The 14,013-nt window shown below is 74.3% G+C and carries 7 protein-coding genes; 3 read left to right on the top strand and 4 right to left on the bottom strand.

Annotated elements, in window-relative coordinates:
- Positions 1 to 5: 5 nt before the first annotated feature.
- Entirely contained in the window at positions 6 to 6,398 is a 6,393-nt protein-coding gene (locus GA0070603_RS00350; RefSeq protein ID WP_167544458.1) for a non-ribosomal peptide synthetase, read from the bottom strand.
- 16 nt (positions 6,399 to 6,414) lie between these two features.
- Positions 6,415 to 6,687, bottom strand: coding sequence for an acyl carrier protein (locus tag GA0070603_RS00345; protein ID WP_091305490.1), 273 nt, complete (start codon positions 6,685 to 6,687; stop codon positions 6,415 to 6,417).
- A gap of 489 nt (positions 6,688 to 7,176) precedes the next feature.
- On the opposite strand from GA0070603_RS00345, the gene GA0070603_RS00340 reads away from it, so the two are divergent.
- From GA0070603_RS00340 to GA0070603_RS00330, 3 genes are all read left to right on the top strand, one after another.
- A complete protein-coding gene (locus GA0070603_RS00340; RefSeq protein WP_091305488.1) occupies positions 7,177 to 8,766 on the top strand; it encodes an MBL fold metallo-hydrolase in 1,590 nt (529 codons plus the stop codon).
- Positions 8,767 to 8,776: 10 nt separating this feature from the next.
- Complete coding sequence (locus tag GA0070603_RS00335; RefSeq protein ID WP_091305485.1) at positions 8,777 to 9,577, top strand: alpha/beta fold hydrolase; 801 nt, start codon at positions 8,777 to 8,779, stop codon at positions 9,575 to 9,577.
- Between the two features lie 77 nt (positions 9,578 to 9,654).
- Positions 9,655 to 11,553 (top strand): ABC transporter ATP-binding protein, encoded by a 1,899-nt coding sequence (locus GA0070603_RS00330; protein ID WP_208862764.1) that lies wholly within the window; start codon positions 9,655 to 9,657, stop codon positions 11,551 to 11,553.
- A gap of 84 nt (positions 11,554 to 11,637) precedes the next feature.
- Here GA0070603_RS00330 and GA0070603_RS00325 read toward each other — a convergent pair whose 3' ends face one another.
- Together GA0070603_RS00325 and hppD are read right to left on the bottom strand one after the other, a co-directional pair.
- Complete coding sequence (locus tag GA0070603_RS00325; RefSeq protein WP_091321312.1) at positions 11,638 to 12,804, bottom strand: amidohydrolase family protein; 1,167 nt, start codon at positions 12,802 to 12,804, stop codon at positions 11,638 to 11,640.
- A gap of 160 nt (positions 12,805 to 12,964) precedes the next feature.
- A complete protein-coding gene (gene hppD, locus GA0070603_RS00320) occupies positions 12,965 to 13,984 on the bottom strand; it encodes a 4-hydroxyphenylpyruvate dioxygenase (RefSeq protein WP_091305483.1) in 1,020 nt (339 codons plus the stop codon).
- Positions 13,985 to 14,013: the final 29 nt, after the last annotated feature.

Genomic DNA, 14,013 nt, shown 5'->3' with positions numbered 1-14,013 from the left:
GGGAATCACGAGGACGCCTCCCTGTGGCGCATCGGGCGCAGTGCGGGTCGGGTGTCGGCGGCGTGGTCGGCGTTCGCGGCCAGCCAGGCGGCCAGTTCGGCCGGGGTGGGGGTGGCGAACAGCTCCTCGATGGGCAGCTCCTCGCCGAGCAGGGCGCGGACCCGGCTGACCAGCCGGGTGGCGAGCAGCGAGTGACCGCCGAGGGAGAAGAAGTCGTCGTCGACGCCGACCGTGGGCACGGCGAGCACCTCGGCGAAGGCGCCGCAGAGGGCCGCCTCGCGGGCGTTGGCAGGGCCGCGGTCGGCTCCGCCGCCGGTGGCGTGGTCGGGGGCGGGCAGGGCGGCCCGGTCGACCTTGCCGTTGAAGGTGAGCGGCAGCGTGTCGAGCAGCACGACGGCGTCGGGCCGGAGGTGGTCGGGGAGCCGGGCGGCGGCGTGCGCCCCGACGGCGCCGGCGAGGCGGTCGCGGTCGGCGTCGGGGTCGTCGGGCACCACGTACGCGACGAGGCGCCGGTCGCCGGGGACGTCCTCGCGGGCGATCACGGCGGCGCGGGAGACGCCCCGGCAGCCGGTGAGCGTCTGGGCCACCTCGTCGGGTTCGACGCGGTAGCCGCGGATCTTCACCTGGTCGTCGGTGCGGCCCAGGAAGACGAGCTGACCGTCAGCCGTCCAGCGGGCCAGGTCACCGGTGCGGTACATCCGCTCCCCGGCCACGAACGGGCACGCCACGAAGCGCGACGCGGTCAGCCCGCGGCGGTTCGCGTAGCCGCGGGCGACCTGCGCGCCGGCGATGTACAGCTCCCCCGCCACGCCCGGCGGCACCGGGTGCAGCGCGTCGTCCAGCACGTAGAGCCGGGTGTTGGCGATGGGGCGGCCGATGGGCACCACGTCCGCCACCGGGTCGCCGGCGGCGACCTCGTACACGCAGCAGCCGACAACGGTCTCGGTCGGGCCGTACTCGTTGACCACCACCGAGTCCGGCGACCGGTCCAGCCAGGCGCGGACGTCCGCGCCGGGCAGCGCCTCGCCGCCGACCACGAGCGTCCGGCAGGACCGGGCGGCCTGCTCGGCGGTCAGCAGCTCCGCGAGCAGGGGCAGGTGGCCGGGGACCGCCTTGACCAGGCCGAAGCCGGCGGTCTCCCGGATCAGCGACGCCAGGCCGGTCGCCCCGCCGTCCTCGCTCACCACCACGGCCGAGCCGGTGACCAGCGGCAGCAGCACGCTCGTCACCGTCAGGTCGAAGGCCAGCGACGAGTGCAGCGGCGCCCCGCCGCCGGCGGCCATCCGGTAGGCGCCCGCCGCCCAGGCGATGTAGTTGTCGAGCCCGGCGTGGGTCACCGCCACGCCCTTCGGCAGCCCGGTCGACCCCGACGTGTAGATCACGTACGCCACCTGGGCCGGCAGCAGCCGGACCTCGGGCGCGGTGGGCGGGCACAGGGCGAGGGTGGCGGCCACCATGGGGTCGTCCAGGTCCACGGTGGGGACCGGGCCGACGGGAAGCTCGTCGAGCAGGTCGGTGGTGCCGAGCAGCACGGCGGCGCGGCTGTCGGTGAGCATGAACCCGACCCGCTCGGCGGGGTAGCCGGGGTCGATCGGCAGGTAGCCGGCGCCGGCCTTCCAGGTGGCCAGGATGGCCACCAGGGCGGCCGTGCCGCGGGGCAGGCAGATGCCGACCGTCGACTCAGGGCCGACGCCGGTGGAGCGCAGATGGTTGGCGAGCCGGTTGGCGCGCTCGTCCAGCTCGCGGTAGCTGACCCGGTCGGTGCCGGACACCACGGCGATCGCGTCCGGGTCGGCCGCCACCCGCGCCGCGAACCGGGCGGGCACGGTCTGCGCGCCCAGGTCGGCGGCGGTGTCGTTCCACTCCACCAGCACCCGCCGGCGGAACTCGGCGTCGAGCACCGGGACGGCCGGCAGCGGCGTGTCCGGCGCGTCGGCCAGCGCGGTGACCAGGCCGTCCAGGGCGGTCTCCAGCAGGGCGGCGATCCGGGCCGGCTCGGCCGGGGCGACCGCGTCGACGGTGACCGCGAAGCCGCGGTCGAGGTCGCCGACGGAGACGTTGAGCGGGAAGTGGGTGCGCTCCTCGGCGGTGAGCAGCTCGACGCCGGGCAGGTCGACGTCGGCCTCCTGCACGGTGGCGCCGTGCCGGTAGTTGAAGACCGAGGTGACCAGCGGGCTGCCGCCGCGTACCCCGCTGGCCTGCTGGGCGACGGCGAGCGGGGCGTGTTCGTGGACCAGCAGCTCGGCGAGCTGGTCGCGCAGCGCGGTGAGGGCGTCGGCGACGGTGCCGCGCAGGCGGACCCGCACGGGCAGGGTGTTGAGGAACGGCCCGGAGATCCGGTCGGCGCCGGCGCCGGCCTGCATCCGGCCGAACAGGACGGTGCCGAAGACCACGTCGTCCCGGCCGGAGACGGCGCCGAGCACCCGCGCCCAGGCGAGGTGCAGGACGGTGGCGGGGCTGAGGTTCCGGGCGCGGGCCACCTCGCGGACGCGGGCGGCGGCCGGGCCGTCGATGACGGTGTGCGCGCGGGTGATGCCGCTGCCGTCGCCGTGCACGTCGACCAGCCCGTACGGGGCGGTGGTCTCGGTGAGGTCGCCGAGCAGCGCGGCGAAGTGCGCCTCCTGCTCGGCCCGGCTGGCGCCGGCGCGCAGCCGGGCCACGAAGTCCCGGAACGGCAGCGGCGCCGGCAGGTCGTCGCCGCGTCCGGCCTGGAACGCCCGCAGCTCGGCGAAGAGCACCTCGGTGGTGGTCCGGTCGCGGACCAGGTGGTGCACCTGCCACAGCGCCAGCCACCTGTCGGTGCCCGGCTCGGCGGCGACCCGGAACCGCAGGAGCGGGGCCCGGTCGAGCGGCAGCCGGGGCAGGCCGGCGGCCATGAGCTGGTCGGCGGGGTCGCCGCCGGCCGGGTCGAGGACGGTCTCCTCGACCGGGAGCCGGGCCGCGCGGAGCACCACCTGGACGGGCTCGGGCAGCCCCTCCCAGACGATGGCCGTGCGGTAGATGTCGTGCCGGTCGACCACCCGCTGGAACGCGTCGAGGAAGCCGTCGAGCGCGGGCCGGGAGTCGAAGCGGAGCACGGCCGAGGAGAGGTAGACGTCCACCTCGTGCTCGCCGCGGGTGAGGTGGTGCAGGAGGAGGCCCTCCTGGAAGGGGGCGAGCGGGTAGATGTCGGCGACGTTGGCGGCGCCGCCGGGCACGGCGGCGACCAGCCGGGCGAGCGCGTCCTCGTCGAGGTCGACAAGGGGCAGCATGGCCGGGGTGAGCGCGGTGACGCCGGCCGGGATCCGGTTCGGCGGCACGGGCACCGGTTCGGGCCCGGCCTCGGCGGCGAGCCGCGCCGGGGTGGCGGTGCGGAACAGCGTGCGCATCGACACGGACAGCCCGCGGGAGCGCAGCCGCTCCAGCAGCGTGACGGCGAGCAGCGAGTTCCCGCCGAGGGCGAAGAAGTCGTCGTCCGGCCCGACCCGGGGCAGGCCGAGCACCTCGGCGTACACCTGGCAGAGCGCCTCCTCGCGGAGGTCGGCGGGCGCGCGGCCGGCGGTGGCCGTGAGGTCGGGGGCGGGCAGGGCCCGGCGGTCGACCTTGCCGCTGGGGGCCAGGGGCAGGGCGTCCAGCACCACCACGGCGACCGGCACCATCCAGTGCGGCAGGCGGTCGGCGAGGTCGGCGCGGACCGCGTCGGCCAGGGCGCGCGGGTCGGCCTCCCGGTCGGCGGGTACGACGTAGCCGACGAGCTGCCGCTCGCCGGCGGCGTCGGCGCGGGCCACGACGGCGGCCTGGGCCACGCACGGGTGGGCGGCGACGGCCACCTGCACCTCGTCCAGCTCGACGCGGTAGCCGCGGATCTTCACCTGGTCGTCGGTGCGCCCCAGGAAGACGAGCTGACCGTCAGCCGTCCAGCGGGCCAGGTCACCGGTGCGGTACATCCGCTCCCCGGCCACGAACGGGCACGCCACGAAGCGCGACGCGGTCAGCCCGGGACGGTTCGGGTAGCCGCGGGCCACCTGGGCGCCGGCGATGTACAGCTCGCCGACCGCGCCCGGCGGCACCGGGTGCAACGCCTCATCCAACACGAACAGCCGGGTGTTCGCGACGGGCCGGCCGATCGGGACGACATCCGCCACCGGGTCGCCGGCGGCCACCTGGAACACGCAGCAGCCGACGACCGTCTCCGTCGGGCCGTACTCGTTCACCACCACCGACTCCGGCGACCGGTCCAGCCAGGCACGGACGTCGGCGCCGGGCAGCGCCTCCCCGCCGACCACGAGCGTCCGGCAGGAGCGGGCGGCCTCCTCCGGCCGCAGCAGCTCGGCCAGCAGCGGCAGGTGACCCGGCACCACCTTCACCAGACCGAAGCCGGGTTCGGTCCGGATCAGCGAGGCCAGCCCGGTCGCGCCACCCTCCTCGCTGACCACGACGGCCGACCCGGTGACCAGGGGCAGCAGCACGCTCGTCACGGTCAGGTCGAAGGCCAGCGACGAGTGCAGCGGCGCCCCGCCGCCGGTGGCGTACGCGCCCGCCGCCCAGCCGAGGTAGTTGGCCAGCCCCGCGTGGGTGACCGCCACGCCCTTGGGCAGCCCGGTCGAGCCCGACGTGTAGATCACGTACGCCACCTGCGCCGGCAGCGGCTCGATCCCGACGGCGGTGGTGGGCAGGGCGGCCAGGGCCGGGTCGTGGACGTCGACCGTGGCGGCCGGACCGTCGGCCGGCTGCGGGCCGGCGCACACCCGGACCACCGCGCCGCTGTCCCGCAGCAGGTGGGCCGCCCGCTCGGCGGGCAGGTCCGGGTCGACGGGCAGCCAGGCGGCGCCGGCCTTCCAGGTGGCCAGGATCGCGGTGACCAGTTCGGCACCCCGGGGCAGGCACAGCGCCACGACCCGTTCCGGCCCGGCACCCCGCTCGCGCAGCAGCCGGGCCAGCCGGTTGGCCCGCGCGTCCAGCTCCCGGTAGGTGAGCCGCCGGTCACCGCAGACCAGGGCGACCGCCTCGGGGTCGGCCGCGACCCGCGCCGCGAACCGGGCCGGCACGCTCTCCGCGCCCACGTCGGCGGCCGTGTCGTTCCACTCCACGACCACCCGCCGCCGCTCGTCGGCGTCGAGCAGGTCGAGCCGGCCGACCCGGTCGGTGGGCGCGGCGCCGGCGAGCAGCGCCAGGGCGGTCCGGAACCGGCGCGAGATCACCGCGCCGGCGTCCGGCTCGTGCAGCTCCGGGTTCAGCTCGACAAGCGTCTGCATGGTCCCGTCGGACGCCCGCTCGTACAGGTCGACGGTGACGTCGTGGGCGGGGCCGCCGGCCAGGCCGGTGCGGGTGGCCACGGTGTCGCCGAAGCGCAGCGGCCGGTCCAGGGTGAGCACGTTGACGGTGAGGCCGCGCAGCGAGCCCCGGCCGACCAGGCCGAGGTCGCCGAGGATCTCGCCGTGCTGGTAGCGCTGGTGGCGCAGGCCCGCGCGGACCGCCTCGCCGGTCTCCCGCAGGAACTCGGCGACGGTGGCCGCCGGCCGGACCCGCAGCCGGATCGGCAGCACGTTCGAGGTCATCCCGGGCACGCCCAGCTCGCGGCGGGTGGTCCGGCCGGCGACCGGCACGCCGACCACCACGTCCCGCTCCCCCGTGGTGCGCGCCTGGAGCAGCGCGGCGGCGGCCACGGCCAGGGTGGCGAAGCCGGTACGCAGCCGGCGGGCGGCGGCGCGCAGGCCGGCCGCGGTGTCCGGGGTGAGGTCGTGCCGGTGCCGCAGCGGGCGCGGGGGCAGCCGGCGCAGGTGCTCCCCGCCGGTGGTCACGCTGTCCGGCAGCTCGGCGAGGGCGTCGCGCCAGTACCGCCGGTCCCGGTCCCGCTCCGGCGACTCCCGGTACGCGCGGTCGGCGTCGAGCAGCACGGACAGCGGCGGCAGCGGGGCCCCCTCGGCCGTGCCGGTGGCGAGCGCGGTGTACCGCTGCGCGACCCGGGCGGCCAGGGCGGCCAGGCTGCCGCCGTCGAGGAGGAGGTGGTGGGCGCGCTGGTACCAGAGCACCCGGTCCGGGGCGATGCGGAACACCGCGAACCCGCAGAGCGGGCCGTCGCGCAGGTCCGCCGGGCGGTCCAGGTCGTCGGCCATCCACCGCTCGGCGGCGGCCCGCGGGTCGGGCTCGGCGCTGAGGTCGGCGACGTGGACGGGGTGCGGCACCGGGTCGGCGACGTGCTGCCGGGGCGTGCCGCCGTCGACCCGGAAGCGCAGCCGCAGGGCGTCCGCCTCGGCCAGCGCCCCGCGCAGCGCCCGGACCAGCAGGTCGACGTCGACGTCGCCGTGCAGCTCGTGATACTCGCCCACGTTGAACACCGGGCTCTCCGGCGCCAGCTGCTGGGCGTACCAGACGCCGAGCTGGGCGGCGGTCAGCTCGCGGGGCTCCTGTCCCGACACCACTGTCACCTCCGCCTCACTTCCCGGCCAGCGCCACGAGCTCGGTCGCGACGGCGGCCAGCGAGTCCGCCTCCCAGAGCAGGGTGGGCTCGACCGTCAGCCCGAAGGTCTCCTCGATGTCGCCGCAGAGCGCGAAGGCGTACACGGAGTCCAGCCCGTACTCGGTCAGCGGCGCGTCCGCGTCGATCTCCTCCGCCGGGCAGCGCAGGTAGTCGGCGACCCGCTCGACAAGCCAGGACCGGACGAGGTCGGGCGTCAGCCGGTAGGCCGCCAGGTCGGTCTCGGACATGGGGTACCTCCTCGACCCGGCAGCCGCCGGGCGCGTCAGTGGGGAGCGGTACGGCTCGACGGCGACGTCAAGCGGGTCTCGGGCGGCGCCACCACGCCGCCGGGCCGGCGGCCGGACGCCGCCGCGTGGATGGTCGGTGCATGTACGGTCGTGGATGCACGGGCTCCACGGCGGTCCACTATGGCGCAGCCCCGAGCGGACGATCAACAAGCCCGGAACACCCGTGCACGGCCCTGTTCAACTGCGACATCGCGCCGGTTGCACACCCGCCCGCGCACCTGTCGCACACCCCTCGTGGGGTGTCCGCGCACAGGCTGTACCGCCTCCCGGCACGGTGCCATAGTGAACCGCGCCCGCGCCGGGTCCACCCACCGGCGTCGCTGGCAGCGCAGTGCCGTGTCCTGTGACGCGCCGTCCGCTCGGCGTGCCGCGGCCTACCTCTTCCGCCGGTCGCGCTCCGGCGTACGACACCCAGGATGGAGAGACGACATGGGCGATGCCGCCGAGCCGAGGTATCTCCGCTCGAACGTGATCCTCGAACCGCTTGTCGACCGGTTCTACGCGTGGCTGCACACGGTCGCGCCCGTGCAGGCGTCGATGAACCTGGCGTTCCTGCACCTGCCGCTGCTCGAGTCGTACCTGCAGAACCCGTCGGTGCACGTCGCGGCGAGCACCAACCCGGCGATGCGGGGCGGCTACTTCGTCGGCATCGAGGAGGAACGCGCCGGCGAGGTGGCCGACCTGGTCAAGTCGATCAAGGAGGACCGGGCGGACATGCTGGCCTTCGCGGCCGGTGTCGCCGAGGCCGAGGACATGATCCGCCAGGAGGCCACGGGCTTCGACCTCACGCCGCTCTACCCGAAGCTGCCGGCCGCGCTGAAGGGCCTGGTGGAGATGGCGTACGACACCAGCAACCAGGCATCGCTGCACTTCCTGGAGGCGCTGCTGTACCACAGCCCCGCGTACGACGAGGGCCGCCAGTCGGTGCAGCTCTCGCTCGACGACGGCGTGGAGCGGCCGTTCATCCTCAGCACGCCGCGGCTGCCGAAGCCCGGCGTGCTCGACCTGCCGCTGCCGTTCCGGCACCCGGGCCTGGCCGAGCTTGTCGCCGCCCGGGTCCGCCCCACCACGCTGGACCGGCTGCGCGAGGCGCTGGAGCTGGACGACGGCCAGGCGGGCGCGCTGGACCGGCTGCTCACCGACCGGCCGAGCCTCTCCCCCGACCGGCACATCGACGGCGGCGGCCGGATCCGTTACTACGGCCACGCCTGCCTCGTGTTCCAGACCGAGCAGGCGGCCATCGTGACCGACCCGTTCATCAGCACCGACAACCGCCACGGCGACCGGTTCACCCTGGACGACCTGCCGGACCACATCGACCTGGTGCTCATCACCCACGGCCACCAGGACCACATCGTGCTGGAGACGCTGCTCCAGCTGCGCGGCCGGATCGGCGCCGTGGTGGTGCCGCGCACCTCCCGGGGCAACCTGCCGGACCCCTCGATGGGGCTCTACCTCAAGCACCTGGGCCTGCCGGTGATCGAGGTGGACGACTTCGACGAGGTGGCCTTCCCCGGCGGCACGGTGACCGCCACGCCGTTCCTCGGCGAGCACGCCGACCTCGACATCCGCGGCAAGTCGACCTACTGGCTCCGGCTGGCCGGCAAGTCGATCTTCGTGGGCGCCGACTCCTCCGGCATCGACCCGACCCTCTACCGCTACGTGCGCGGCCACCTCGGGAAGGCGGACATCGCCTTCCTCGGGATGGAGTGCGACGGCGCTCCGCTGACCTGGCTCTACAAGGGCCTGCTCACCAGGCCGGTCAGCAAGAAGATGAGCGACTCGCGCAAGCTGTCCGGCTCGAACGCCGCCCAGGCAGGCCAGATCATGACCGAGCTGGGCGCGGACGAGGGCTACATCTACGCGATGGGCGAGGAGAGCTGGCAGGGCCACGTCATGGCCACCACGTACACCGAGGACACCTACCAGCTCAAGCAGATCGAGGAGTTCCTGAGCTGGTGCGCCGACCGGGGGCTGACCGGCGAGCACCTGTTCAACAAGCGCGAATGGCGCTGGTGACGTCCCCACCATGGACTTCCTGACCAGCAACGGGATCCGGCTCGCCTACCAGCGCTCCGGCGCGGGCGAGCCGGTTCTCCTGATCATGGGCTCGGACTCGGCCGGGCGGGCCTGGACCATACACCAGACCCCCGCCCTGCACCGGGCCGGCTACGCCACTGTCGTCTTCGACAACCGGGGCATCCCACCGTCGGACGCGCCCGCCGGCAAGTACGCGCTGGCCGACATGGTGGCCGACACCCGAGGCCTCATCGAGGCGCTGGACCTGGCCCCGTGCCGGATCGTCGGCACCTCGCTGGGCGCGATGATCGCCCAGGAGCTGGCCATCGACCACCCCGAGCTGGTGCGGTGCGCGGTGCTGGTGGCCACCCGGGGCCGGCTGGACGCGGCCCGGCGGGCCCAGCACGAGGCCGATCTCGCGCTCATCGAGTCGGGGCTGCGGCTGCCCGCCGCGTACGAGGCGGCGCACAAGGTGTTCACCATGTTCTCGCCGGCCACCCTGAACGACGACACGGCGGTGGCCGGCTGGCTGGACCTCTTCGAGCTGTCCGGTGCCGGCCTCACGTCCAGCGGCCAGGCGTGGGCCGACCTGACCGGCGACCGGCTCGCGGCGCTGGGCCGGGTCACCGCCCCGTGCCGGGTGGTCGCCTTCGCCGACGACCTGATCACCCCGCCGCACCTGTGCGCCGAGGTGGCCGAGGCGATCCCCGACTGCGACCTGGTCGAGATCCCCGACTGCGGCCACCTCGGCTACCTGGAGCGCCCGGAGGAGCTGAACCGGGCGCTCATCGAATTTTTCGACACCCACTAGCCGCCCGCCGGCCACCCCGGCGACGGCGCGACCACGAAGAGGGTTCCGTGGCCACGATGGACGGCCCAGGTTTGGGCGTGCTCGGTCTCCGCGTCGAGAATCTGGTTGAACCGCAGAAGATCAAACCCGGCACCGTACGCCGGATCCTGCCGTACGCCCTGCGCTACCGCTGGTCCCTGCTCGTGGTGCTGCTGACCACGATCGTCGAGTCGGTCATCACGGTGGCGAGCCCGCTGCTGCTCAAGATGATCATCGACGACGGCATCATCCCCGGTAAGAAGTCGGTGGTGGTCGGGCTCGCCGCACTTGTCGCCGGGCTGGCCCTGGTCAACGTCGTGGCGATCTACGCGCAGACCTGGTTCTCCGGGCGGGTCGGGCAGGGCCTCATCTACGACCTGCGCACCAGGGTCTTCGCCCACGTGCAGCGGCAGCCGCTGGCGTTCTTCACCCGCACCCAGACCGGGTCGCTGGTCAGCCGGCTCAACACCGACGTGGTCGGCGCCGAGCAGGCGGTCACCTCGCTGCTGTCCCAGACGGTCTCCACGGTGCTGACCCTGGTCCTGGTGCTGGTCACCATGTTCTGGCTGTCCTGGCCGCTCACCGTGGCGGCGCTGGTGCTGATCCCGATCTTCTTCCTCCCCGGCAAGCTGGTCGCCGGGCGGCTGGAGCGGCTGGCCCGCGGCGGCATGCAGATCGACGCCGAACTCGGCTCGATGATGGCCGAGCGGTTCAACGTCTCCGGCGCCATGCTGGTGAAGCTCTACGGCCGCCCGGCCGAGGAGGAGAAGACCTTCTCCGGCAAGGCCGCCCGGGTCCGCGACATCGCCATCTCCATGGCGGTGCACGGCCGGATCCTGTTCATCCTGGCCACCCTCCTCGCCACCGTCACCACCGCACTGGTGTACGGCTTCGGCGGCAGCCTCGTGATCGACGGCCGCCTCGGCGTCGGCACCCTGGTCGCCATGGTGGCCCTGCTGCTCCAGCTGTACGGCCCGATCAACCAGCTCACGAACATCCAGGTCGACGTGATGACCGCCCTGGTCAGCTTCGACCGGGTCTTCGAGGTCCTGGACCTGAAGCCGCTCATCGCCGAGCGCCCGGGCGCCCGGGACCTGCCGGCCACCCCGGCCGGCACCGCCCCGGACGTGGAGTTCGACGGGGTGACGTTCCGCTACCCCGCCGCCGACGAGGTCTCCCTGGCCTCGCTGGAGACCATCTCGCTGCCCGGCCGCGAGAAGGGCGGCAGCACCCAGATCCTCACCGACGTGAGCTTCGTGGCGCCGGCGGGCGCGCTGACCGCGTTGGTCGGGCCGTCCGGCGCAGGCAAGACCACAATCACCCACCTGGTGCCCCGGCTCTACGACCCGAGTGCCGGCACGGTGCGGATCGGCGGGCACGACGTCCGCGAGCTGACCCTGCGCTCGCTCGGCGACACGGTCGGCGTGGTCACCCAGGACGCGCACCTGTTCCACGACACCATCCGGGCCAACCTGCTCTACGCCCGCCCCGACGCCACCGAGCGGGAGCTGGTCGAGGCGTGCGAGGCGGCCCGGATCTGGGAGCCCATCTCGGAGCTGCCCGACGGGCTGGACACCGTGGTCGGCGACCGCGGCTACCGGCTGTCCGGCGGCGAGAAGCAGCGCCTCGCGGTGGCCCGGCTGCTGTTGAAGTCCCCGCCCATCGTGGTCCTCGACGAGGCGACCGCCCACCTGGACTCCGAGTCCGAGGCGGCCATCCAGCGGGCGCTGAAGACGGCGCTGGCCGGGCGTACCTCGCTGGTCATCGCGCACCGCCTCTCCACCATCCTGGACGCCGACCAGATCCTGGTCATCGACGGCGGGCGGATCCAGGAGCGCGGCACGCACGAGGAGCTGCTCGCCCTCGACGGCCTGTACGCCGAGCTGTACCGCACCCAGTTCGCCCACCAGCGCGGCGCCGACCCCGATCCACTCCTCCCCGCCGCCCACCCCGCCTGACCCCGCACCCGCCGTTGTCGACCAGGACGTGCGCGTCCGGAAACAGGCGCGCACGTCCTGGTCGATCGCGCCTGGAGGCCGATCTCAGCGCACCCGACTGCCGGCGCGGAACACGGCCGTGACGGCGCGGAGGGCGGTGATGTCGGCGAGGGGATCGCCGTCCACGGCGAGCAGGTCGGCGTCGAAGCCGGGCGCCAGCCGCCCCTTGCGCTCGCCGACCCGGCACGCCCACGCGGCCGACGAGGTCACCGCGCGCAGCGCCGCGACCGGCGGGAAACCGCACTCGACAAGCATCGCGGCGCCGTACGGGAGGACGTCGTGGGGCTTCGGCGGCCCGATGCCGGCGTCGCTGCCACACACCACCGTGACGCCGGCGTCCCGCATCTGGCGCACGTTGGCCAGGAACCCGTCGAGCCGGGCGGATATCCGCGGCGGGGGTGCGAATCCGGGAACGACCCCGAGGGTCGTCGAGACGACGATGCCCGCCCGGGCGATCGCCGCGATGAGATCCGGGCGTGAGTCCACCCCGTCGACAGTCATGAACGAGCAGTGCTCGATCGTGTCGACGCCCGCGGCGACGGCGTTCTCTATCCCCGCCACGCCATGGGCGTGCACCGCCACGGGCAGCCCGTGGCGGTGCGCCTCCTCGACGGCCGCGCGCAGCTCGTCCGGGCCGTACTGCACCTCGTGCGAACGCGTCCCGGGCGTCATCTCGCCACCGGTCGCCATCACCTTGATCACGTCGACGCCGCGCTCGGCGCGGGCGCGTACCGCCGCCCGGACGCCGTCGACCCCGTCCGCCGCGCCGCCGAGGAACCAGCAGTGGCCCTGGCTGGTGGTGACGGGCGGGCCGGCCGCGAGGATCTCTGGACCGGCAGCCGGCTCGGCGACCAGCTCGTCGCGGAGCCGCACCGCCAGATAGGCCCGGTCGCCCAGGTCCCGCACGGTCGTGATGCCCGCCGCCAGGCAGGTGCGCGCCGCGGTGCGCATGCGATCGAGCAGTTCCTCGTCGGACAGCCGCTCGATGGCGCCGACCGGGTCCGCGCTGCCGTCGAAGACGAGGTGTACGTGGGCGTCGATGAGGCCGGGCAGCAGCGTCGCGCCGCCCAGGTCGATCACCTCCGCGCCGGGCGGTGGCACACCCCCGGCCCGCACCTCGGCGATCCGCCCCTCGTCGACGAGCACCAGGGGCCGCTCGACCAGGGCAGGACCGACGCCGTCGAACGCGGCGCCGCTACGAATCGCCAACATGCCGACCACCACCACGCCATCGACAGGCTTCCGGCCCACCCCGTGGTAGTCAGCTAAACGTGCCCGGCCCGCCGCCGCCATCGGCCGAGCGGTCGTCGGGCGGTCGGTCGCGGGTGTCGGGCGGGGTGGCGGGCCGGACCGGGCCGGCCCGCCGTCGGGGTCAGTCGGCGATGAGGCGGTCCCGCTCCACCGCCTCGTACAGCGCCCGGATGTTGCGGCTGCCGAAGCCGCGCGAGCCGCGTCGCTGGATGAGCTCGTAGAAGAGGGTGTTCGCCTCGTACGGCGACCGGGTGAAGAGCTGGAGCAGGTAGCCCCACTCGTCGCGGTCGGCCAGCACGTTGGTCTCGCGGAGCTGGCCGATCTCCTCGGTCATCCCGGTGAACCGGTCGGCGAGCATCTCGTAGTAGGCGTCCGGGGTGTTGAGGAACTCCACGCCCAGGGCACCGTACTCGCGTACCGCGGGGACGATCTCGTCGACAAGGAAGGCGAGGTGCTGCACGCCGGGGCCGCCGTTGCGGCCGAGGAACGCGTCGAGCTGCCCCGGGCTCTTGGTCGGGTCCGGCGCGACCAGGGTGAAGGTCACCTCGCCGGAGGCGCTGCGGACCACGATGGAGTCCATGGCCTGGTCCCCCACCGCCACGTACTCGCTGAAGTACCGGTTCAGCCCGAGGGCCGCGCCGTAGTAGTCGGCGTGCTGTTCGAGGGTGCCGCCGGCCAGGCAGACCGCCACGTGGTCGAGCTTGCGGATGCGGCCGGCGGGGCCGTCCGGGGCGGTCGACGGCGTCCAGTCACCGATCGCCGGGAGCCGGTCGGCCGGGCCGCCGGTGGCGGGCAGCAGGGTGTGGCCGACGTCGCCGAAGCCGGTGACGACGGGGTGGCCGCGGAAGGAGCGGCTCACGGTGGCACCGGCCGCCGCGGCGGCCTCGACTGTGGCGTCCACGTCGTCACAGGTCAGCGCGATGTCGGCGATGCCGTCGCCGTGCCCGTCGAGGAACTTCCAGGTCTTCGGGCCCGCGGTGACGATGATCTTCACGGTGCCGTGCCGGAGCAGGGTGGAGCGGGTGTCGTCCACCGCGGACTCGGCGACCTGCCGGAATCCGAAGCGGGAGACGAAGTAGTCGACCGCGGACTGCTGATCGCCCACGTACAGCTCGACGTATTCAATCTCTCGTGCAACCACGGAGCTTCCTTTCGCAGCCGGGGATGGCG

This window comes from Micromonospora chersina (assembly GCF_900091475.1).
GTDB lineage: Bacteria > Actinomycetota > Actinomycetes > Mycobacteriales > Micromonosporaceae > Micromonospora > Micromonospora chersina.
This window is presented reverse-complemented; position numbering and strand designations above follow the sequence as displayed.